Consider the following 20,375-nt stretch of genomic DNA (forward strand, 5'->3'; position numbering starts at 1 on the left):
CCGGGCTTGACCCGGCCATCCACGATCTTGGGACGAGATCCCGGGTCTCGCTGCGCGAGCCCGGGATTTCGCTGAAGTAACTCGCGTTACTTCAGCTCGACCTTCGCGCCAGCCTTCTCGAGCTGGGCCTTGATCTTGTCGGCTTCTTCCTTGTTCACGCCTTCCTTCAGCGGCTTCGGAGCACCCTCGACGAGGTCCTTTGCTTCCTTCAGGCCGAGACCGGTGATGGCGCGGACTTCCTTGATGACCTCGATCTTCTTGTCGCCGGCGCTGGCGAGAACGACCGTGAACTCGGTCTTCTCTTCCGCCGGAGCGGCAGCAGCGCCACCGCCAGCCGGGCCGGCCACGGCGACGGCCGCGGCAGCCGAAACGCCCCACTTCTCTTCGAGGAGCTTCGCCAGTTCAGCAGCTTCGAGCACGGTGAGGCTCGAGAGGTCGTCAACGATCTTCTGCAAGTCAGCCATTGTTCAGTTTCCTTACGTGTAAGTCTGGTTCGGGTTTGAGTTTTGCGAAGGGCGTCAGGCCGCTTCGCCCTTTGAGGCATGAGCCTGGATGACGCGCGCGAGCTTGCCCGCGGGCGCATTGGCGAGCTGAGCGATCTTGGTCGCCGGGGCCACAAGCAGGCCGACGATCTTGGCGCGCAGCTCATCAAGCGACGGCAGTGAGGCAAGCGCCTTCACGCTGTCGACATTCAGGACGGTCTTTCCCATCGAGCCGCCAATGATGACGAACTTTTCGTTCGCCTTGGCGAATTCGACGGCGACCTTTGGCGCCGCTACCGGATCGTTCGAAGTGGCGATCACGGTCGGTCCCTTCAGCATGGGGCCGATGGCAACGACGTCAGTGCCTTCAAGAGCAATTTTGGCGAGACGGTTCTTCGAGACCTTCACCGCGGCACCAGCCTGCTTCATCTGCATGCGCAGCTTCTGCATCTGGGCAACGGTCAGGCCGGAATATTGAGCAACGACCGCGACGCTCGTGGTCTTGAAGACCTCATTGAGCTGTTCGACCGCCTCTTTTTTTGCCGCTCGTTCCACAGCAAGCTCTCTCCGGTTGGCGGCCATCGCGAAAAGCGGGACCGCCGGGTTGCACCCATCGTCCCGCCCAAACCTGAACCTCCGGGCCAAAACCCTAAGGACACGCCGGGCAAGACGACAATTCAAAGCCTGCCCTCCGGGAGCACCTGAAGGGGCCCACGGCGCGTCGAGGTCCGAACCAGACCCGTTTCGCAGATCAGCCCTTAAAGCTGTATGCGAAGTGAAATCCGGTCTTCACCCGTCTATGCAGGCCATGCGATTAAGCCGTTGAGAAATCGAAATTCCCCGCGGGCGCCTGCAGTCTTGGACAGGACAAGGTCAGCCGGCGAACCGCCCGACCTCTGCCCACATTCCTCCAACCGACGGGTTTTCCTTCCTTTTCGGGCAAATCCTCACGGACGTCCTGAAAAGGAATGATCTCCTGTCGTGTCAGGTTTTCGGAATGCGTGCACGAACGCGCCAGCCGAAGCCGGCACGTTCGGAGGCGGTTCTTTAACCGCTCGGGGCCCGCTTGCCAAGAGCAAAATTCACACCAGTTCCAATCCGTTGCCGGATGGGCTTGACCGGGGGCGATATGGACCGATTCAAGCCGATTTCGCTCCATAAGGCAGCGGCTTCCCCTCGAAGAACGCGGTCAGGTTCGCCAGCACGCAGTTCTGCATGGCAACGTGTGATTCGAGGGTATGGCCGCCGATATGCGGGGCGAACACCACGTTCGGCAGCGCGGTCAATGCATCTGGCGCGTGCGGTTCCTTCTCGAAGACGTCGAGGCCGGCGCCGGCGATGGTCTTGTTGGCGAGCGCCGCGACCAGGGCCTTCTGGTCGATGACAGAGCCGCGGGCGATGTTGACGACATAGCCGTCCGCGCCGAGGCGCTTCAGGATGTCGGCGTTGACGACGTGCTGGGTCTCGGCCCCTGCCCGGACCGCGATCATCAGCACGCTGCACCACTCCGTGAGCGCCTCCAGCGACGGGAAATATTGATAGGGCAAATCATACTTGCTGCGGCTGAAATAGCCGACCTCGCTCTCGAAAGCGGCGCAGCGCGCGGCGATCTTGCGGCCGATCTCGCCCATGCCGTAGACGCCGATGCGGCGGCCGGGCATGCCGGCTTGCGGGCGCATCATCGGCGACGGCTTCGAGGCGGCCCAATCGCCACTGCGGACATATTGGTCGGCGACCAGGATCCGCCGCGTCGTCGCCAGCATCAGGGTCATCGCGATGTCAGCGACCGAAGCCGCATTGGCGCCGGGACTGTGGCCGACCGCAATGTTGCGGCTGGCGGCCGCGGTCAGGTCGACGCCGTCATAACCGGTGCCGTAGCAGACGATCGCACCGAGCTTGGGAAACATGTCCATCGCCTCCGCACCGAGCGGTGTGCCGCCCGCGGTCAGCAGCGCGCGGATGCCGCCGAGCTCCTCGGCCGGAAACACGTCTCGCGCGGGCTTGCCGCCGGTATCGAGCAGCTCGAAGCGCTCGGCGAAGCGCGCCATCATCGTCTTGGGAAAGCGCGAATAGATCAGGACCTTGTCAGGCATTGTTCTTGTTTCCCGGTTCTTGTTTCCGACGAGCGCCGCCGCAAACGACGAGGGGCGGAATCGGTTGCCCAATTCCGCCCCTCGCCCTCACGTCACTTCGAAGTCTTAGCCGAGAATGGTGCCCGGCTCGACCTTCACGCCGGGGCCCATCGTCGAGGACACCGCAACGCGCTGGATGTAGGTGCCCTTGGAGCCGGCGGGCTTGGCCTTGGAGACGGCGTCAGCCAGGGCCTTGATGTTCTCGACCAGCTTTTCCTCGGAGAACGAGGCCTTGCCGACGCCAGCCTGCAGGATGCCGGCCTTCTCGACGCGGAACTCGACCGAGCCGCCCTTGGCACCCTTCACCGCGCCGGTGACGTCCATGGTCACGGTGCCGATCTTCGGGTTCGGCATCAAGCCGCGCGGGCCGAGCACCTTACCGAGACGGCCGACCAGCGGCATCATGTCGGGGGTGGCGATGCAGCGGTCGAAATCGATCGAGCCGTTCTGCACCTTCTCGACCAGGTCTTCGGCGCCGACGACGTCGGCACCCGCAGCCTTGGCCTCATCGGCCTTGGCGCCGCGGGCGAACACGCCGACGCGGAGCGTACGGCCGGTGCCGTTCGGCAGGGTCACGACGCCGCGGACCATCTGGTCGGCGTGACGCGGATCGACGCCGAGGTTGATTGCGATCTCGATGGTCTCGTCGAACTTCGCTTTCGCGCGCTCCTTGACCATCTTGATGGCGTCCGCGAGCGGATAAAGCTTTTCGCGGTCAATACCTTCGCGGGCTTTGTTCAAACGCTTTCCGATTGCCATGACCGCTTACCCCGCAACTTCCAGGCCCATCGAACGGGCGGAGCCCTCGACCATCTTCATGGCCGATTCGATGGAATCGCAATTGAGATCCTTCATCTTCTTCTCGGCGATCTCGCGCACCTGCGCGCGGGTCACCTTGCCGGCCTTGTCACGGCCCGGCGCCTTCGAGCCGGACTGGATCTTGGCAGCCTGCTTGAGGAAGAACGACATGGGGGGCGTCTTCATCTCGAAGGTGAACGAACGATCGGCGTAGATCGTGATCACCACGGGAATCGGGGTGTTCTTCTCTTCCTTCTGGGTCTGGGCGTTGAACGCCTTGCAGAACTCCATGATGTTGAGACCGCGCTGACCGAGCGCGGGACCGATCGGGGGCGAAGGATTCGCCGCACCGGCCGGGACCTGAAGCTTCAGGTATCCGGTCACTTTCTTTGCCATGTATCACTCCTGTTGTGCCGGCATGTCGCCGGCGGTTTCAGGTTCGTGGTCGGGATCAACGGGCGGCTGGCAACCGCCCTCGTCCTCCCACGGCCTCTCGCTGCGCAAGACCGAAGTCTCACGCATTACCCGATCAGACCTTCTCGACCTGACCGAATTCCAGTTCGACCGGCGTGGCGCGACCGAAGATCGACACCGCGACCTTCACGCGCGAGCGCGCCTCGTCGATTTCCTCGACGACGCCCGAGAACGAGGCGAACGGGCCATCGGCCACGCGCACGTTCTCGCCGATCTCGAACGACACCGACGCCTTCGGCCGTTCCACGCCCTCCTGCACCTGGTGCAGGATGCGCATGGCTTCGGCCTCCGAGATCGGCATCGGCTTGTTTTCAGCGCCGAGGAAGCCCGTGACCTTCGGCGTGTTCTTGATCAGATGAAACGCTTCGTCGGTCAGCTTCATCTTCACCAGCACGTAGCCGGGGAAGAACTTGCGCTCGGCGTCGATCTTGCGGCCGCGGCGCACTTCCGTGACCTTCTCGGTCGGCACCAGCACCAGCTCGAACAGCTCCTCGAGCCCGCGCTGCTTGGCCTGTTCGCGGATCGATTCGGCGACCTTCTTCTCGAAGTTCGAATAGGCGTGGACGATGTACCAGCGCTTGTCGGACAGTTGAGCGGTTGCTGTTGCCATCAGTGAATGCCCAGAAGGAAGGTGACGAGGTAACGGATGAACTGGTCGGCGGCGAAGAAGAAGATCGAGGCCACGGCGACCATGACGAACACCATGATGGTGGTGATCGTGGTCTCGCGGCGGGTCGGCCAGGTGACCTTGGCGGTCTCCGAGCGCACTTCCTGCAAGAACTTGAACGGGCTGACTGCCATCGTTTTAATGTCCAACGTCCGTCGACAGACGCGAATGAATTTCAGGGATCCGAACAGCCGCCGTTGGCCCAGCCCTCTGTCTCGAAGGATGAGCCGGAAACCGGGCTCGATTGTTCGGGGATTGCAAAGCCGCGCCGGAGATCCGCGTCTAACGGGCCGGCTGCGAGTGCGGGCTATCTACTGCGGATAGGACCAAAGGTCAAGATATAGAGGGTGCGCCCAGGCCAGCCGACCTCCCCGGGCGGGAGAGCAGAGCCAAGGCGGATCAAAGGCTTATATGCCCCACCCTGGCACGGCGTGACCGCTGCTCCCAACCGCCGCCTTCAGAGCGCCCCATCGGGGCGCTCTGCCGCTTCGGCCGCCGCGATCGCGCGAAATTCGATGCCATCACGCTCATTCCCGGAGATCACGCTTTCCAGAACGAAGGTATTGCCCGGATGTTCAAGGCGGCGGGCGCCGCTGACCTCGTCATTACCTATCGCGACAATCAGTCGGACCGCTCCGTCAATCGCTCGCTGCAGTCGCATTCGCTGCGCTTCATCCTGAACTGCCTGTTCGGCTTCTGGCTGTCCGACTACCACAGCATGATCGTTTACCCCGTGAAATGGCTGCGCCAGATCGCGGTGAAGACCGACGGCTACGGCTATCAGATCTGCGCGTTGATCTCGCTGCTGCAGCTCGGACTCACCTACGTGCAGGTGCCCGTGAGCCTGAACGCGGAGCTGAAGGGCTCATCCCGTGCACTGCGGCTGCATACCTATTTCGAGCTCGGTGGCACCATCGTCTCGCTGCTGCGCCCCGTTCCCATCCGGGACGTCGATCTCAGCCGGGTTCCGACAGACACGGAACGGGCCGCCGCGCGTTAGGCGACGCCTCGCCGGGCCTACAGCTGGACATCAACGGTATGGGCCGGTCGTTGGGGATTCGTCCGTGGGACGCCTTGTCCCTATCCCGCCAGCATTCTGATCTAAGCGATTGATTTTACTGGCAGGAGTGGCAGGGCTCGAACCTGCGACCCCCGGTTTTGGAGACCGGTGCTCTACCAATTGAGCTACACTCCTACAGACCCTGCGTCGCCTTAGGATCAGGCGCGCTTTCAAGCACAGAGAGCGGCCGGATTGCAAGGGTGAACCGCGCCGGCCTCGCTTGTTTGTAATGGGGTTTCTGAGCCACAGTCGCTTTCCGACAACGAAGAACAATTGGGAGCGCCCATGACCGCCACAGCGACCGCTACAGCCGGCCCACAGGCCACGATCGTGCCGCACACCCCGCCCTTGCCGGAGGCCCGCCCCGAGACGCTCGGGCTGTCGCGTCCACGCCTCCAGGCCATGTCGGATGCCTTCAAGCGCGAGATCGACAAGGGAACCGTTCCCGGAATCACCGTGCTGGTGGCGAGAGGCGGCCAGGTCGGCTGGTTCGAGGCGCTCGGCAAGCAGAGCCCGGCGGCCGCCGCGCCTATGGCCCGTGATTCGATCTTCCGGATCTTCTCGATGACCAAGCCGATCGTCTCGGTCGGCGTCATGGCGCTGGTCGAGGACGGCCATCTCCTGCTCAGCGACGCCGTCGCCAAATTCATCCCGGAATTCGCCAGCCAGCAGGTCGGCATCGTCAAGGACGGCAAGCTTGAGCTGGTGCCCCCGGCGCGGCCGATGACCGTACAGGACCTGCTCCGCCACACCTCGGGCCTCACTTACGAGCACCAGGGCGACGGCCCCGTGCACAAGCTCTATCAGGAGTCCCGCGTCCGCAGCCGCAAGATCACCAACGCCGAGCATGCCGCACTGGTGGCGAGCTTCCCGCTGGTCTGCCAGCCCGGCGCGGAGTTCAACTACAGCCGCTCCACCGACATCCTCGGCCGCATCATCGAGGTCGTCAGCGGCCAGTCGCTCGGCGCATTTCTCACCGAGCGCGTGCTTGCCCCGCTGCAGATGGCCGAGACCGGCTTTTCGACGTCCGAAGCCAATGCGGGCAGGCTCGCCGAGCCGTTCGCGGCCGATCCCTGGACCGGCGACAAGGTCGCGCTCTTCAATATGCTCGAGCAGCCGGCGATGGAGTCCGGCGGCGGCGGCCTGGTCTCGACCACGATGGACTATGCCCGCTTCTGCCTGATGCTGCGCAATGGCGGCACGCTCGACGGCAACAGGATCATCGGTCGCAAGACGCTGGAGCTGATGGCGTCGGATCACCTCGGGCCGCACGTTCAGATCAACGGCACCCTGCTCTCGCCCGGCCACGGTTTTGGTCTCGGCTTCGCCGTGCGCCGCGAGGCCGGCATCGCGCCCTTCCCCGGCAGCGTCGGCCAGTATTTCTGGAGCGGCATCGCCGGCACCTTCTTCTGGATCGACCCGAAGGAAGACCTGTTCGCGGTGTTCATGAGCCAGGGGCCGGGCCAGCGCGACTACACGCGAACCCTGGTGCGGGATCTGGTTTACGCGGCGGTGGAGTGACGTTGCTCTGTCGCGCAGCGCCTCACCAGTCGCGACACCGCATCCCCACACTCACTGTCATGCCCCGGCTTGACCGGGGCATCCAGTACTCCGCGGCGGATGTGGTGAGAGCCAGCTCTCCAAGGCGGGCCTCTGGGATACTGGATCGCCCGCCTTCGCGGGCGATGACACCGGATGTTGGGCGGCGTAGTCGCCCTAACCACCCCTTCCCTCGCAACGTCTCAGCTGATCGTCGCGCCGCCGTCGATCACCATGGTCTGACCGGTCATGAAGTCGCCGGCCTTCGAGCCCAGGAACACCGCCGCGCCCGCGATCTCGTCGGGAATGCCGATGCGGAGCAGCGGCGAGCGCGCGGTCGAGGCCTTCAGGTTCTCGGGATTGTCCCACAGCGCTTTCGCAAAGTCGGTCTTGATCAGGCCGGGTGCGATGCAGTTCACGCGGATGTTGTCCTTGCCGTATTCGCAGGCGAGATTGCGCGCGAGCTGCATGTCGGCGGCTTTCGAGATCGCGTAGGCGCCGAGGATGGTCGAGCCCTTGAGGCCGCCGATCGAGGAGACGATGATGATGGAGCCGTCCTTGCGCTCGATCATCTGCGGCACCACCATCGAGATCAGCCAGTTGTTGGCGACGATGTTGTTGTCGAGGATCTTCCTGAACTGATCGTCGGAGATGCCGGCGAGCGGGCCGTAATACGGGTTCGAGGCGGCATTGCAGACCAGCACGTCGATCTTGCCGAAGGCGCGGTTGCTCTCATCGACGAGGTTTTGCAGATTCTCCTTCGACGAGATGTTCGCGGCGACCGCGACCGCGGTGCCTTTGCCGAACTTGTCATTGATGCCCTTGGCGACCTGCTCGCACACATCGGCCTTGCGCGACGAGATTACGACCTTGGCGCCGTGCTCGACCATGCGCTCGGCGATCGCGAGCCCGATGCCGCGCGTCGAGCCGGTGATGACGGCGACTTTCCCCTTCATGTCGAACAAGGTCATGTGTCTCTCCCAGATTGATCTTCGTACTTAATGGCATTCCGGGGCGGTCCGCAGGACCGAACCCGGAATCTCGAGATTCCGGGTTCGATGCTTTGCATCGTCCCGGAATGACAGCTTCCTCAGGCCAGCTTCTTGACTTCCGGCCCCGCCGGCTGGTGCATCGCCGCGTGCGCGTCATCCGCGATCCACGGTTGCTGGTTCACCATCGGCAAGCGCCAGACGCTGCGTTCGGGACTTGCGAAATGATCGAGCCGCGTCACCGAGACGTTGTCGATATCGAAGGCGAGCCCCCGCTCCGGCTGGCCGTCGAGCGCGAGCCCCAACGCGGCCTTGATGGTGCCGCCATGGGCGACTGCGATGATGTCCTGCCCGGCGGCCTCATTGTTGATCCGCTCGATGGTACGGCGCGTGCGGTGGTAGAGGTCCATGAAGCTTTCGCCGCCGGGTGCGGGCTCGTTGATGTCGGCGAACCAGCTTGCACCAACGGGACGGCTGGCAATGAACTGGACGCGGTTCATGCCCTGCCAGCGGCCGAGATTCTGTTCGGCGAGGTCCGCCTCCCATTTCATCGACGCTGGCCGCGGGAAACCGGCCGCCCAGATCGCTTCCGCGGTCTGGTGCGCGCGCATCAGATTGCTCGAATACCAGATTGCGGTGCGTGGCAGCACCTTGGCAACAGCGTTGAACACATAGGTATCGCTGGTGTCGCAGGCGATGTCGCTCTGTCCGTAGATGTTGCCGCCGTCGTTGCGCACCGGCGCATGGCGGACCCACCACCATCGCGTGACGACCACATTGGGCTTGTCTGCACCTGCCATCGAAACCCTTCCATCCCGTTTGATGTCGCTGTACGTGAGTAGCGAACGTGTCTCAAGACACTTTACCGTTTGAAATCTTGTTTGAAATTCCGTCGCGCGGCAAGCGTCGCGCGGGGCACCAAGGGAGAAACGCATGGGCCGCCTGCAAGGCAAATCCGTCATCATCACCGGCGCCGGCAGCGGCATCGGCCGTGCGGCAGCGCACCTCTTCACCAGGGAAGGCGCCAAGCTGATCGCGGTCGATCGCACCGAGGCAGTGAAGGAGACGGTCGAGGAGATCAAGAAAGCCGGCGGTGTCGCCGAGGCCATGCTGGCGGATGCGGGCTCCGAAAAGGACGTCATGGCCGTCATCGACAAGGCGGTGACGACCCACGGCCGGCTCGACGTGGTCTGGGCCAATGCCGGAATCTCCGGCGGACTCGTTCCGATTCCCGAGCAGACCGTGGAGCATTGGCAAGAGGTGCTGCGCGTCAATCTGATCGGGCCGTTCCTCGCGGTGAAGCATGCGATGCCGCACATGGTGAAGCAGCAGTCCGGCGCCATCGTGCTGACTGCATCCGTCGCGGGCCTCAAGGCCGGCGCCAGCGGGCATCCCTACGCGGCGAGCAAGGCGGGCGTGATCAGCCTGGTACAGACCACCGCCTATTCGCTCACCGGCACCGGCGTGCGCATCAACGCGGTGTGCCCGGGCCTGATCGAGACCGGCATGACCAAGCCGATCTTCGACCGCGCCAAGGAGCGCGGCACCCAGGACAAGATCGGCCAGCTCAACCCGCTCAAGCGCCCCGGCCAACCGCACGAGCTCGCGGCGATGGGTCTGTTTTTGGCGAGCGACGAGGCCTCGTATGTGAACGGCCAGGCGTTCCCGGTGGACGGTGGCCTGACGGCCTCGATGCCGTATACGGGCAAGCCGGTTTGACTCTGCCGTGTCCCGGACGCGCTGCAACGTTCTTGCGTTGCGGCGCAGAGCCGGGACCCAGCAAGCCACGCAGCTCGCTGCCACATGGGCCCCGGCTCCGCAGCGCACCGTCGAACCGGACGATGCTTCGCATCGCCGGGGAGACGCTGCGCTGCGTCCGGGGCACGAGAGCGGAGTATCCGCGCACATCTGCATCTCCAGAATCCCTCCGCGGGGAGACTCTGGATTGCTTCGCTGCGCTCGCAATGACAGAACAAGTGACCTCGGATTGACGCTGCAGCTGACATCTCGATTGCAGACACGTCTTCGCATCCTCGCGGCGCGTTTCGCCCGAGCTTTGCTTGATCTCTTCGCCCCAATTGAAAGAGGGCGCAGGGAAGACCGGGTGCCAGCCGGGCACCCACGGTCCACTGTGCGAAGGTGGCAATAAGAATTTGCACAGCGGCATACAGGTGAAGCCAAGCAACCGGCCTTCCCTGCGCAGTGGTTTTACGGCTTATGTCGTGCTCTCCCCGGGGAGCGATGCACTATTGCCCCCGTCGCCTCATCGGATGACTGATGCGCGTCCCGGTCGGGCCGCGACATCACCGCAAGACTTGACGCACAGACCCCGGGCGTCAGGACCACACGATTTTGCCGTACGCCAGTCACACCGGTCGTGTGCGCGAGGTCTTTCGCTCACGGCTCTCCGCCCTGCAAAACCCTTCGCGCCATGCAATCGGCGTCCACCGCCGCCCGGCCCGCGTTCGTGACGATCGCGATACGCCCCTCTTCCTTGGGCCGGGTTGCGCGACACATACGTCATTTCCGAATTTCGGTAAAGTGGAATATTTTTGACGGCGAGCATTGACCCACCGCTGGCGTGTTTTGCCCATCGGGCAACGCAAGGGAATATGGGCCGGATCTCGATTTGCCCTACCAGCCGCCGCGTTGGTATGGTTCATGCAAGCAACCTCAGCTTCCATAAATCCTGACAAGAACGTGAAAATGCAGAGCTCAAGACCCGACCGCATCCGAAACCTCCTCGCCGACCTCGTGGCCTTCGACACCGTGAGCGACCGCACCAACCTGCCGCTGATTGCCCATATCGAGAGCTACCTGGCCGCACACGGCGTCAAGGGCGAGCGCATCGTCGATGCGACCGGGCAAAAGGCCTCGCTGTGGGTCACGATCGGCCCCGACGACCGTCCCGGCTTCGTGCTATCGGGCCATACCGACGTGGTGCCTGTCGTGGGCCAGGACTGGAGCCATGATCCGTTTAGGCTGATCGAGCGCGACGGCAAGCTCTACGGCCGCGGCACCACCGACATGAAGGGCTTTGTCGCGGTGTGCCTTGCCATGGTGCCGGAGATGAAGGAGGCCAGGCTCGCAACGCCGATTCATCTGGCGATCTCCTATGACGAGGAGATCGGCTGCGTCGGCGTGCGGCCGATGCTACGCGAGGTCGCGAAAAAGAAGATCAAACCGCTCGGCGCCTTCATCGGTGAGCCGACCGAGATGAAGGTGATCATCGGCCACAAGGGCAAGCACGGCGTGCGCGCGACCTTTCGCGGGCTCGCCCGCCATTCCTCGATCGCGCCCGACGGCGTCAACGCGATCGAATATGCGGCCGAGCTGATCGTCGAGATCCGCCGCCGCGCCGTGGCGCTCGCGGCCGCGCGCGCGACGGGCAGCCTCTACGACGTGCCGCATTCGACGCTGCTGACCAGCATCGTGCATGGCGGCGCGGCGCTGAACATCGTGCCTGATACCTGCACCGTCGAGTTCGAATGCCGCGGCATCGGCATCACCGAATCGCGCGAGGTGACGGATGCGATCGTCGCCTGGGCCAAGGCCGAGCTCGAGCCGGCGATGAAGGCGCGGCATCCGGATTGCGGCATCGGCTTTGAGGAAATCCTCGACTATCCCGCCCTCGACACCGCCCCTGACGCGGCGATCGTCACGCGGGCCAAGAGCCTTGCGGGGCGCAACGACCACGCCAAGGTCGCCTTCGGCACCGAAGCCAGCCTGTTCGCGAGCATGGCTGATATCCCATCGGTCGTGATCGGCCCGGGGTCGATCGCGCAGGCGCATACGCCGGATGAGTTCGTGGAGATGGCGGAACTGGAGAAATGCGCAGCGTTCGTGGAGAAGCTGATCGCGCATTGTGCAGCGTCGTAACCGGCATCCGCGAAAGAGTCTGGGTCCCGGCTCTGCAGCGCAGCGTTACACGCTGCACCGTCCGGGACACGCCGTAAGCTCGAGTCTCGTGTCCCGGACGCGGTGCGGCACGAAGTGACGCTCCGCAGAGCCGGGACCCAGAACCCTTAGCGACATAGTCGAATTGTGCAATCTTACGTAGCAATACTCCTACGCATAGATTGCATAGACATGCCCTTCTTCGTTTACATCCTCGCGAGCAAACGAAACGGCACCCTTTATGTCGGAGTGACGAACGATCTCCCTCGCCGGATAAGCCAGCACAAGTCCAAACTCATACCGGCTTCACGCGGCAATACGACGTTACTCTGCTGGTCTATTTTGAGACCTGCGAGTCCGTGCTCGAAGCACGCTCGCGCGAACACTCGCTGAAGCGCTGGCGGCGCGCTTGGAAGCTCAAGCTGATCGAACAGCTCAATCCGGATTGGCGCGATCTCACGGATGAGCTGAATACCTTGGCAACATGACCGGGTCCCGGCTCTGCGGAGCAGCACTTCGTGCTGCACCGCGTCCGGGACACGAGACGGAGCGGGACTATATTAGCGTGCCCCCTAAACAAAAAAGCGCGGCCAGCGGCCGCGCCTTCGTCGTTCTTACACCGCGCCCGCCTTCTGCGCGTACTCCCATGACGCTTTCGACAGCGGCACGGTACGCTTGGCGGACTCCAGCGCCTTGGCATTCGCGGCGGTGCCGTCGCGGACGCGGCCGGCGATGCCTTGCGTGATGCCGGCGAGACGGAACAGATTGTAGGCGAAGTACCAGTTGAGATCGGGCACCGTCATCTTGGTGACGTCGCAATAGATCTGCGCCGCCTCTTCCAGGCTCGGGATGTTGAGCGCCTTGAGATCGGCGCCCTCAAGGCCCGGCATGATCCACTGCATCAACAGATAGGTGAAGTCCGCCATGGGATCGCCGAGCGTCGACAGCTCCCAGTCCAGCACGGCCTGCACCCGCGGTTCCGTCGCGTGGAAAATCATGTTGTCGAGGCGATAGTCGCCGTGGACGATCGAGACGCGCGCCTGTTCCGGCACGGTCTTCGGCAGCCATTCGGCGACCTTCTCGAACTCGGGAATGTGCTGCGTCTCGGATGCGCGATACTGCTTGGTCCAGCGGTCGATCTGGCGCGCGAAATAATTGCCTGGTTTGCCGAAGTCGCCGAGGCCGATCGCCGTGGGATCGTACATGTGGAGCTTCGCCAGCGTCTCGATCTTGCTGGTGAAGATCTTGCGGCGATCTTCCGGCGACTGGCTCGGCAGCGTCGGATCCCAGAACACCCGGCCCTCCTCCATCGACATGATGTAGAAGGCGGCGCCGATGACGCTGTCGTCCTGGCACAGCGCATAGGCGTGCGCGACCGGAAAGCCCTGCTTTCCAAGGGCCGCGATCACGCGATATTCGCGATCGACCGCATGCGCCGACGGCAGCAATTTGCCGAACGGCTTTCGGCGCATCACGTAGGAACGGTTCGGCGTGTTGAGCCGGTAGGTCGGATTGGACTGGCCGCCCTTGAACTGGAGGACGACCAGCGGTCCCTCATAGCCTTCGACGTTGTCGCGCAGCCAGGCCTCGAGCCGCATCTCGTCGATGCGATGACGCTCCTCGACCGGCTTGGTGCCCGAGAACTCTTCGTCTTTCCTGACGCCGTCAGCCACGGTGACGCTCCCTCTTCAGTCCGAACATGATCCTAATCGGTAACCGCTCTTGCACTTGCGTCAAGCGGTCATCCGATCACGGATCATGCCCTGTCGTTTCTTAAGTCGGGAGCGCCGCGCGGCCCTCCCTTTTAGTGACTGGAGGAATTTGCATACTTCCGAACCTCAAGTCTGGCAATGGCGCGATTGTGCACCTCGTCCGGACCGTCGGCGAGACGGAGCGTGCGGATGTGGGCGTAGTCCTTGGCAAGACCGGCCTCGTCCGACACGCCGGCGCCGCCAAAGGCCTGGATCGCCTCGTCGATGATCTTGAGCGCCATATTGGGCGCTGCGACCTTGATCATGGCGATCTCGGCCTGCGCGGTCTTGTTGCCGACCTTGTCCATCATGTCGGCGGCCTTGAGGCACAGAAGACGCGTCATCTCGATGTTGGTGCGGGCTTCGCCGATGCGCTGTTCCCACACCGAGTGCTCGACGATCTTCTTGCCGAAGGCGGTGCGCGAGGACAGACGCTTCACCATCTTCTCCAGCGCCTCCTCGGCCTTGCCGATGGTGCGCATGCAGTGATGGATGCGGCCGGGTCCGAGGCGTCCCTGCGCGATCTCGAAGCCGCGGCCTTCGCCGAGCAGGATGTTTTCCTTGGGCACCCGCACGTTGTCGAGCAGAACCTGGGCGTGCCCGTGCGGCGCGTCGTCGAAGCCGAACACCGGCAGCATCTTCTCGACCTTGATGCCGGGGGTGTCGAGCGGAACCAGGATCTGCGACTGCTGCTGGTGCTTGGCCGCCTTGAAATCGGTCTTGCCCATCAGGATCGCGATCTTGCAGCGGGGATCGCCGACGCCGGACGACCACCATTTGCGGCCGTTGATGACGTAGTGGTCACCGTCGCGCTCGATGCGGGTCTCGATATTGGTGGCGTCCGACGAAGCCACCGCCGGTTCCGTCATCAGGAAGGCCGAGCGGATCTCGCCGTCCATCAGCGGGCGCAGCCATTTGCGCTTCTGCTCCTTGGTGCCGTAGCGGATGAACACTTCCATGTTGCCAGTGTCGGGCGCGGAACAGTTGAACACTTCCGAGGCCCAGGTGACGCGGCCCATCTCTTCCGACAGCAGCGCGTATTCGAGATTGGTCAGTCCCGCGCCGCGGAATTCATCGTCCTCATGCTCGGACGGCGGCATGAACATGTTCCAGAGGCCTTCGGCCTTCGCCTTCTTCTTGAGGTCCTCAAGGATCGGGATCACCTTCCAGCGCTCGCCGGCGTGATCCTGCTGGTCGTAGATCGGCACCGCCGGGCGCACGTGCTTGGCCATGAAGGACCGCACGCGGTCGAGCCATTCCTTCTGCTTGGGGGACAGATCGAAATCCATGGGACGCTCCTCGTCTCTCTCTTGCGAACCTGTTGGCTTCGCGGGCCTGTTTTTCGCCGGACTGTCCATCCGCTGCGTGCAGCCCGCAAGCGCGGGCTGGCGGACGTTTCGGAACCACCCTCGAGTTGCGAACGAGTCCCGATTGCGGATTGACATCTCCGGCCTTCAAACGATAGTTTCATACAACTGTTTGAATTGCAACTCCCTCCCTTCGGGACATTCATGGCCAGCGATCATACGAGATCTGCCATTCTGACCGCCGCCGAACGGCTCTATGCCGATCGCGGTTTCAGTGACGTGACGCTGCGCGACATCGTCGCGGAGGCAGGCGTCAACCTGGCGGCGGTGAACTATCATTTCGGCTCGAAGGACGAGTTGATCGCGGAATTATTTGTCACCCGCTCGATCGCCACCAACCGCGAGCGCCTACGCGAATTGAAGGCGGCGGAGGAGCAAGGCGGCGGCCGCGCACCGATCGAGGTGATCCTGCGCGCCCTGGTCGGGCCGACATTGCGTGGCTGCCTGGGCCCAGAGAACCAGCGGTCGACCGCGGCACGCTTCATGATCCGCGCCTCGATCGAATCCGTGCCGCCGATCCGCCGCATCAAGAACCGCGAGATCGACCATTTGCGGAAATTCGCCGGCGCGATGCGCCGCGCCCTGCCCGAGCGCAGCGACGTCGATATCTACTGGGGCCTCAACTTCGCGCTCGCAATGGCGCACCACACCATCCGCGAGAGCGAGCGGCTGACAAAACTGTCGGAAGGCAAATGCGATCTCGACGACGTCGAGGACGTCGTCGCGCGCGTGGTCAGCGTGGCGACGATGGCGCTGACGGCGGGCAAGGCGGAGACGAAGGCGGCGGCACGGGTGGCCGCGCGCTAACCTCATGTCATCGCGATGCAGTCGATCTCGACGTCGAAGGGGCCGAACCATTCCGGCGTGCAGATGAAGATCCGCGCCGGCGGATCTGTCGGGAAATAGCGGGCGTAGACCGCGTTGAACGTGGCGAAGTGTTTTGTCGAGGTGCAGTAGACGTTGCACTTCATGACGTTGTCGAGCGAGGCGCCGGCCGCCTCGAGGCACAGCTTCATCTGCTCCATGATGAGCTCGCTCTGCCGCTCGATGCCCATCCCGCGGATCTCGCCCGTCTCGGGGTCGAACGGCGGCAGGCCGGCGACGAAGATCATATTGCCGGCACGTGTCACCGGCGAAGTCGGCGCCTTCACGCGATCGAGAAAGGACGAGATCGGTTCGACGCGGAGCGCTTCGCGCTTCATGGCGGCACCTTCGGTTCGAGCGAAACTGCCGGCTGACTTACATCATATCGCAGCCGGCATGTTTCGCTTCTGACCGAAGTGTGGTTGGAACGGCGGGTTACGCCCGCTGCGGCATCTCCTCGGCCTCTTCCTTGGCGAGCAGCAGCAGCATCTCGATGCCCATCTCGCCTTCCTGCGGCGAGCGGATGAACTTGATCTCGTCGGCACTTTGCCGCAGCGCGGCAATGATGGCGACAGCCTGATTGGCGGTGGCCGCCTCGGTCGCCAGAATGGCCTTCTGGTCCTTCGCCTGGAACCCGATCGTGTAGGACATTTACTTCCCTCCCCGAACTCAAGTGCAGAGATCGAATCAGAGTCTCGGGCGGAACGGAAGCCTGTGCGACTACGGTCCGTGATTATCTGGGGATTGCGCGCAAGCCTCAGGCAAGGTCGAGCACCGCCCGCGCGTCTTCTTCGGCCGCCGCTTTGCGGCGAGCCACCCTCTCCCGCAACGGAAGAGGGTAAGGGCGCGCTCGCCGCTTCGCAACGCCTAGATGATCCCCTGCTGCTTCAGCTCCTCGATCTTGCCGGCATCATAGCCGAGCTTGCCGCCGAGCACCTCATTTGTGTGCTCGCCGAGCAGCGGCGGGGCGCGGTATTCGGTGATGGGGGTGCCCGAGAGGGTGAGTGCGTTGCGGATCAGCGAGAGCTCGGGCTCGAACTTGTGCTGGGTCTTGACCCGCATGCCGCGCGACTGCACGTGCGGATCGGAAAACACCTGCTCGAAATTGTTGATCGGGCCTGAGGGCACGCCGGCCTCCTCCAGCTTTTCCAGCCAGTAGGCCACCGGCTTCTTCAGGAACAGGCCGGCGAAGATCGCCATGATCTCCTTGCCGTGCACGACGCGGTCGTTGTTCCTGAGGAAGCGCGGATCGTTCGCCAGATCCGGCTCGCCGAGCACGGCGCAGGTGCGCTGGAACTGGCCGTCATTGCCGACCACCAGCATCAATTCGCCGTCGGTGCAGCGGAACACGCCGGCCGGCATGCCGCCATTGCCCCAGGTGCCGCGCCGCGGCGGCGTCTTGCCGTTGACGAGGTAGATCTGCAGCCAGTGCGACAGCGACGCGATCACGGTGTCGAACAGGCAGACGTCGATGTGCTGGCCCTGCCCGTCATTGACGTCGCGATGGTAGAGCGCGGAGAGAATTCCGATCGAGGTGTTCATGCCGGTCATGTAGTCGACGATGGACGGACCGACCTTCATCGGGCCCTCGCCCGGCTCGCCATCCATATGGCCGGTGACGCTCATCAGGCCGCCCATCGCCTGCAGGATGGCGTCATAGCCGGCGCGCGGCGCGTAGGGTCCGGTCTGGCCGAAGCCGGTCACCGAGCAATAGATGATGCCGGGGTTGACCGCCTTGATCGTCTCGTAGTCGAGGCCGTAGCGCTTGAGATCGCCGACCTTGTAGTTCTCCATGAAGACGTCGACGTCCTTGGCGAGCTCGCGGATGATCGCCTGCCCCTCGGGCTTGGCGATGTTGACGGTGACCGACTTCTTGTTGCGGTTGGCGCAGAGGTAAAAGGAATTGTTGTTGTTGGCCTTTCCTTCGGGATCGGTCAGGTAAGGCGGCCCGAAGGCGCGCGCGTCGTCGCCGGTGCCCGGCCGCTCGATCTTGATCACCTCCGCGCCGAGATCGCCCAGCATCTGGGCCGACAAAGGCCCGGCCAGCACGCGGGTGAGGTCAAGGATCTTGATGCCTGAGAGCGGCAAGGCCGACATATCGATTTCCTCCGGGGAACTGATCTTGGAGTTGATTTTGGCGCGGCGGCTCGAAGCGGCCCGCGCCCCTGCCGATACCACCATTTTGGCGCGCTGAGCACTGCACTGGCGGCATACGGCCATTTCCTACTGGGCACAGAGGACATTGCCCATCAGTACTTTCCGCGCCGCGAATATTGGCTCATCGGCTCAAAGTCACGGTCGCCGCCACCACCCGCGGCCGTCGCCGTCCGAGCAAGACCAGGATCAGCACGGTCGCGCAGGAGAACAGCAGCGTGAGACCGAGCGCGCCGCGGCTGCCGAATTCGGTGAGCAGGCCGACCAGGAGCGGCGGCGAGATCGCGGAGGCGAGATTGAGCGGCAGCGCGATCATCGACATCGCCTTGGCGAACTCGGCCTGGTCGTAGAATACGAGCGGGATGGTGGCCCGTGCCACCGCCATCGCACCGCTGCCGGCGCCATAGAGCAGGATGAAGACCGCAACCGCCCAGGTCGCCCCCTCGCTCATCATCAGCAGCAGCATGGCCAATGGCAGCGCCGTGCCGGCGACGAGCCCGGTCGTGATTCCGTCCCACCGCCCGCCGCCGAGAAGATCCAGCCCGCGGGCGCTGACCTGGATCACGCCGAGCATCGAGCCGAAGGCCAGTGCCTGCGCCGGCGCCAGCCCCTCCGCCCTCAAGAGCTCGATCAAGATGGCGCTGATGCCGAAATTGACGAAGGCGTTCAGCGTGATCGCGGCGACGACGAGGCCGAAGGTGCTCCTCGGAATCGCGGGCGGCGGCGGCGACTTGACCGGCTCGCCCGCACCATCCCCCACGATCTTCCGGCGTGGCGCGAGGAACGCATAAAGCGGCAGGCTGACGACGAGCATCATCGCGGCATAGACCAGGCACGTCCCCCGCCAGCCGAGGTGACCGCTCAGGAACGAAGTCGTCGGCCAGAAGATGCTGCTGGACAGGCCCGTCACCAGCATCAAGGCCCCGATCGCTTTCTTGGCCTGCCGCCCGGCGATCTCGTTCAGCATGATATAGGCGCCGGTCGACAGCGTGGCGCTGCCGGCGACGCCTAGAACGATCCAGGCCGCGAAATAGAGCATCGGCTCGCGCGCGAGGGACAGCAGCACGAAGCCCGGCGCGGTGACGATTGTGCCGACCATCATGACTGTCCGTGCGCCATGTCGTGCAAACGATCTGGCGAGCCACGGCGCGCAGAGGCCCATCGAGACATAGAGAACGGATGTCCCGGCGAATACCGCCGGCAGGCTCATGCCGAGATCGGCGGCGAGATCGCGCCCGACGATGGCAGGAAGCCCGATCGTGCCCCATCCGATCAGTTGCGTGATGGCGAGCACCAGCAGGACGCCGATCAGCCTGCTGTCAGATTTCAAGAAGCGCATTCCAAACGTTCGCCTGCCTGCCAGGCGCAGATCGCGCCGGCTTACATCTCTTAGCGGCAGATCGCGGGATCGAGGAATGTAAGTTCCGAATGGTAAGAAGCCGCATTCGCAGAGCCGAAGAAGCGTCCGATTGACACGGACTATTCTCTGGTCCATTTTGTGGAAACTCAAAAAGGGACAATGAGATGCGAGTCTCCGTCACCGAGGCCAAGGGACAATTGACCGATCTCGTCCGCCGTGCAGAAGCCGGCGACGAGGTGATCTTGACGCGACACGGACATCCTGCGGTGCGGCTCGTTCCGATCAAGCTTCCGCCGGACCTTACGACGCGCCGCGCGGTGCTCGAGGCTGCGCGCAAGAACGGCGCAGCCAAAGCTCTTCCCGGCCCGGATGCGGCCCACAGTCAGGACTTTCTTTTTGGTGACGACGGACTGCCGGAATGATCGCGGTCGATACGTCGGCACTCATGGCAATCGTGCTCGGCGAGCCGCAAGCCAATGCCTGCATCGCTGCTCTGGAGAGCGCTGACGAAATCCTGATCTCGGCCGCCACCGCTGCCGAGAGCCTGATCGTCGCTGCGCGCCGCGGCGTGCAAGAAGAGATGCAGAACCTGATCGCAAATCTCGGCTTCAACGTGATCTCGGTGACCAGAGCCTCCGCTGAGCGCGTAGCGCAGATCTACTCACGTTGGGGCCGAGGAATCCACCCTGCCGGCCTCAACTTTGGCGACTGCTTCGCTTACGATGTCGCAAAGGAGAATGGCTGCGCGCTGCTCTATGTCGGCGATGACTTTGCACAGACTGATATTACCGCGGCAGTGTAAGTCGAGCGTGAAGCGCTGCGGTGTCTTGCGCGCCGGATT

22 protein-coding genes, 1 tRNA gene and 1 pseudogene are annotated in these 20,375 nt (G+C 63.7%); 8 read left to right on the top strand and 16 right to left on the bottom strand.

Annotated features, from left to right (window positions below; genetic code table 11):
• Positions 1-86 precede the first annotated feature (86 nt).
• The 7 genes from rplL to secE form a co-directional block, all read right to left on the bottom strand.
• Positions 87-464: a 50S ribosomal protein L7/L12 gene (gene rplL / locus XH84_RS37495; RefSeq protein WP_100177007.1), complete on the bottom strand. Its 378-nt coding sequence runs from the start codon at positions 462-464 to the stop codon at positions 87-89.
• Between the two features lie 54 nt (positions 465-518).
• Complete coding sequence (gene rplJ / locus XH84_RS37500; RefSeq protein WP_128919608.1) at positions 519-1,037, bottom strand: 50S ribosomal protein L10; 519 nt, start codon at positions 1,035-1,037, stop codon at positions 519-521.
• A 584-nt stretch (positions 1,038-1,621) separates the two neighbouring features.
• Positions 1,622-2,575, bottom strand: a complete 954-nt coding sequence (locus XH84_RS37505; protein WP_128919607.1) for a 2-hydroxyacid dehydrogenase — start codon at positions 2,573-2,575, stop codon at positions 1,622-1,624.
• A gap of 105 nt (positions 2,576-2,680) precedes the next feature.
• The gene (rplA, locus tag XH84_RS37510; RefSeq protein WP_128919606.1) at positions 2,681-3,373 is read right to left on the bottom strand and encodes a 50S ribosomal protein L1; all 693 of its coding nucleotides are present in this window, start codon (positions 3,371-3,373) and stop codon (positions 2,681-2,683) included.
• A gap of 6 nt (positions 3,374-3,379) precedes the next feature.
• Entirely contained in the window at positions 3,380-3,808 is a 429-nt protein-coding gene (gene rplK, locus XH84_RS37515; protein WP_128919605.1) for a 50S ribosomal protein L11, read from the bottom strand.
• Positions 3,809-3,941: 133 nt separating this feature from the next.
• A complete protein-coding gene (gene nusG, locus XH84_RS37520; RefSeq protein WP_007602985.1) occupies positions 3,942-4,496 on the bottom strand; it encodes a transcription termination/antitermination protein NusG in 555 nt (184 codons plus the stop codon).
• Positions 4,496-4,687, bottom strand: coding sequence for a preprotein translocase subunit SecE (gene secE / locus XH84_RS37525; RefSeq protein ID WP_128919604.1), 192 nt, complete (start codon positions 4,685-4,687; stop codon positions 4,496-4,498). The genes nusG and secE overlap by 1 nt, the downstream gene beginning before the upstream one ends.
• A 437-nt stretch (positions 4,688-5,124) precedes the next feature.
• Between secE and XH84_RS37530 the strand changes: the two genes are divergently transcribed.
• The gene (locus tag XH84_RS37530; RefSeq protein WP_245471995.1) at positions 5,125-5,553 is read left to right on the top strand and encodes a hypothetical protein; all 429 of its coding nucleotides are present in this window, start codon (positions 5,125-5,127) and stop codon (positions 5,551-5,553) included.
• Between the two features lie 119 nt (positions 5,554-5,672).
• Here the strand turns inward: XH84_RS37530 and XH84_RS37535 are convergent.
• Positions 5,673-5,748: transfer RNA gene (locus XH84_RS37535), tRNA-Trp, on the bottom strand.
• Positions 5,749-5,898: 150 nt separating this feature from the next.
• Between XH84_RS37535 and XH84_RS37540 the strand changes: the two genes are divergently transcribed.
• Entirely contained in the window at positions 5,899-7,134 is a 1,236-nt protein-coding gene (locus XH84_RS37540; RefSeq protein ID WP_128919603.1) for a serine hydrolase domain-containing protein, read from the top strand.
• 221 nt (positions 7,135-7,355) lie between these two features.
• Here the strand turns inward: XH84_RS37540 and XH84_RS37545 are convergent, their stop codons facing one another.
• Together XH84_RS37545 and XH84_RS37550 are read right to left on the bottom strand one after the other, a co-directional pair.
• Complete coding sequence (locus tag XH84_RS37545; protein WP_128919602.1) at positions 7,356-8,123, bottom strand: SDR family NAD(P)-dependent oxidoreductase; 768 nt, start codon at positions 8,121-8,123, stop codon at positions 7,356-7,358.
• Positions 8,124-8,242: 119 nt separating this feature from the next.
• Positions 8,243-8,941 carry a histidine phosphatase family protein gene (locus XH84_RS37550; protein WP_164936276.1) on the bottom strand — a complete coding sequence of 233 codons (699 nt, stop codon included), beginning with the start codon at positions 8,939-8,941 and terminating at the stop codon, positions 8,243-8,245.
• Between the two features lie 133 nt (positions 8,942-9,074).
• Here XH84_RS37550 and XH84_RS37555 point away from each other — a divergent pair, with 133 nt between their 5' ends.
• From XH84_RS37555 to XH84_RS37570, 3 genes and pseudogenes are all read left to right on the top strand, one after another.
• Positions 9,075-9,860 (top strand): SDR family NAD(P)-dependent oxidoreductase, encoded by a 786-nt coding sequence (locus XH84_RS37555; RefSeq protein ID WP_128919601.1) that lies wholly within the window; start codon positions 9,075-9,077, stop codon positions 9,858-9,860.
• 987 nt (positions 9,861-10,847) lie between these two features.
• A complete protein-coding gene (gene argE, locus XH84_RS37565; RefSeq protein ID WP_128919600.1) occupies positions 10,848-12,020 on the top strand; it encodes an acetylornithine deacetylase in 1,173 nt (390 codons plus the stop codon).
• Between the two features lie 210 nt (positions 12,021-12,230).
• Positions 12,231-12,526: pseudogene (locus tag XH84_RS37570) on the top strand (GIY-YIG nuclease family protein).
• Between the two features lie 126 nt (positions 12,527-12,652).
• Here XH84_RS37570 and XH84_RS37575 read toward each other — a convergent pair.
• The gene (locus tag XH84_RS37575; protein WP_128919599.1) at positions 12,653-13,711 is read right to left on the bottom strand and encodes a phosphotransferase family protein; all 1,059 of its coding nucleotides are present in this window, start codon (positions 13,709-13,711) and stop codon (positions 12,653-12,655) included.
• A 131-nt stretch (positions 13,712-13,842) separates the two neighbouring features.
• Positions 13,843-15,078: an acyl-CoA dehydrogenase family protein gene (locus XH84_RS37580; protein WP_128919598.1), complete on the bottom strand. Its 1,236-nt coding sequence runs from the start codon at positions 15,076-15,078 to the stop codon at positions 13,843-13,845.
• A 222-nt stretch (positions 15,079-15,300) separates the two neighbouring features.
• On the opposite strand from XH84_RS37580, the gene XH84_RS37585 reads away from it, so the two are divergent.
• Positions 15,301-15,963 (top strand): TetR/AcrR family transcriptional regulator, encoded by a 663-nt coding sequence (locus XH84_RS37585; protein WP_128919597.1) that lies wholly within the window; start codon positions 15,301-15,303, stop codon positions 15,961-15,963.
• 2 nt (positions 15,964-15,965) lie between these two features.
• Here XH84_RS37585 and XH84_RS37590 read toward each other — a convergent pair whose 3' ends face one another.
• From XH84_RS37590 to XH84_RS37605, 4 genes are all read right to left on the bottom strand, one after another.
• Positions 15,966-16,358 (bottom strand): RidA family protein, encoded by a 393-nt coding sequence (locus tag XH84_RS37590; protein WP_128919596.1) that lies wholly within the window; start codon positions 16,356-16,358, stop codon positions 15,966-15,968.
• Positions 16,359-16,455: 97 nt separating this feature from the next.
• Positions 16,456-16,671, bottom strand: coding sequence for a hypothetical protein (locus XH84_RS37595; RefSeq protein WP_036010888.1), 216 nt, complete (start codon positions 16,669-16,671; stop codon positions 16,456-16,458).
• Positions 16,672-16,887: 216 nt separating this feature from the next.
• Complete coding sequence (locus XH84_RS37600) at positions 16,888-18,117, bottom strand: CaiB/BaiF CoA transferase family protein (protein ID WP_128919595.1); 1,230 nt, start codon at positions 18,115-18,117, stop codon at positions 16,888-16,890.
• A 181-nt stretch (positions 18,118-18,298) separates the two neighbouring features.
• Entirely contained in the window at positions 18,299-19,513 is a 1,215-nt protein-coding gene (locus XH84_RS37605; RefSeq protein WP_128919594.1) for an MFS transporter, read from the bottom strand.
• Between the two features lie 185 nt (positions 19,514-19,698).
• On the opposite strand from XH84_RS37605, the gene XH84_RS37610 reads away from it, so the two are divergent.
• Both XH84_RS37610 and XH84_RS37615 read left to right on the top strand, forming a co-directional pair.
• Positions 19,699-19,956, top strand: coding sequence for a type II toxin-antitoxin system Phd/YefM family antitoxin (locus XH84_RS37610; protein WP_128919593.1), 258 nt, complete (start codon positions 19,699-19,701; stop codon positions 19,954-19,956).
• Entirely contained in the window at positions 19,953-20,336 is a 384-nt protein-coding gene (locus XH84_RS37615; protein ID WP_128919592.1) for a type II toxin-antitoxin system VapC family toxin, read from the top strand. Before XH84_RS37610 ends, XH84_RS37615 begins: the two co-directional genes overlap by 4 nt.
• Positions 20,337-20,375: the final 39 nt, after the last annotated feature.

It is taken from the genome of Bradyrhizobium nanningense (assembly GCF_004114535.1).
In the GTDB taxonomy this organism is placed as follows: Bacteria; Pseudomonadota; Alphaproteobacteria; order Rhizobiales; family Xanthobacteraceae; genus Bradyrhizobium; species Bradyrhizobium nanningense.

Coding starts and splice junctions, on each gene's coding strand:
- rplL (WP_100177007.1), bottom strand. CDS start 464: ATGGCTGACTTGCAGAAGATCGTTGACGACCTCTCGAGCCTCACCGTG.
- XH84_RS37505 (WP_128919607.1), bottom strand. CDS start 2,575: ATGCCTGACAAGGTCCTGATCTATTCGCGCTTTCCCAAGACGATGATG.
- rplA (WP_128919606.1), bottom strand. CDS start 3,373: ATGGCAATCGGAAAGCGTTTGAACAAAGCCCGCGAAGGTATTGACCGC.
- rplK (WP_128919605.1), bottom strand. CDS start 3,808: ATGGCAAAGAAAGTGACCGGATACCTGAAGCTTCAGGTCCCGGCCGGT.
- nusG (WP_007602985.1), bottom strand. CDS start 4,496: ATGGCAACAGCAACCGCTCAACTGTCCGACAAGCGCTGGTACATCGTC.
- secE (WP_128919604.1), bottom strand. CDS start 4,687: ATGGCAGTCAGCCCGTTCAAGTTCTTGCAGGAAGTGCGCTCGGAGACC.
- XH84_RS37530 (WP_245471995.1), top strand. CDS start 5,125: ATGTTCAAGGCGGCGGGCGCCGCTGACCTCGTCATTACCTATCGCGAC.
- XH84_RS37540 (WP_128919603.1), top strand. CDS start 5,899: ATGACCGCCACAGCGACCGCTACAGCCGGCCCACAGGCCACGATCGTG.
- XH84_RS37545 (WP_128919602.1), bottom strand. CDS start 8,123: ATGACCTTGTTCGACATGAAGGGGAAAGTCGCCGTCATCACCGGCTCG.
- XH84_RS37550 (WP_164936276.1), bottom strand. CDS start 8,941: ATGGCAGGTGCAGACAAGCCCAATGTGGTCGTCACGCGATGGTGGTGG.
- XH84_RS37555 (WP_128919601.1), top strand. CDS start 9,075: ATGGGCCGCCTGCAAGGCAAATCCGTCATCATCACCGGCGCCGGCAGC.
- argE (WP_128919600.1), top strand. CDS start 10,848: ATGCAGAGCTCAAGACCCGACCGCATCCGAAACCTCCTCGCCGACCTC.
- XH84_RS37580 (WP_128919598.1), bottom strand. CDS start 15,078: ATGGATTTCGATCTGTCCCCCAAGCAGAAGGAATGGCTCGACCGCGTG.
- XH84_RS37585 (WP_128919597.1), top strand. CDS start 15,301: ATGGCCAGCGATCATACGAGATCTGCCATTCTGACCGCCGCCGAACGG.
- XH84_RS37590 (WP_128919596.1), bottom strand. CDS start 16,358: ATGAAGCGCGAAGCGCTCCGCGTCGAACCGATCTCGTCCTTTCTCGAT.
- XH84_RS37595 (WP_036010888.1), bottom strand. CDS start 16,671: ATGTCCTACACGATCGGGTTCCAGGCGAAGGACCAGAAGGCCATTCTG.
- XH84_RS37600 (WP_128919595.1), bottom strand. CDS start 18,117: ATGTCGGCCTTGCCGCTCTCAGGCATCAAGATCCTTGACCTCACCCGC.
- XH84_RS37605 (WP_128919594.1), bottom strand. CDS start 19,513: ATGCGCTTCTTGAAATCTGACAGCAGGCTGATCGGCGTCCTGCTGGTG.
- XH84_RS37610 (WP_128919593.1), top strand. CDS start 19,699: ATGCGAGTCTCCGTCACCGAGGCCAAGGGACAATTGACCGATCTCGTC.
- XH84_RS37615 (WP_128919592.1), top strand. CDS start 19,953: ATGATCGCGGTCGATACGTCGGCACTCATGGCAATCGTGCTCGGCGAG.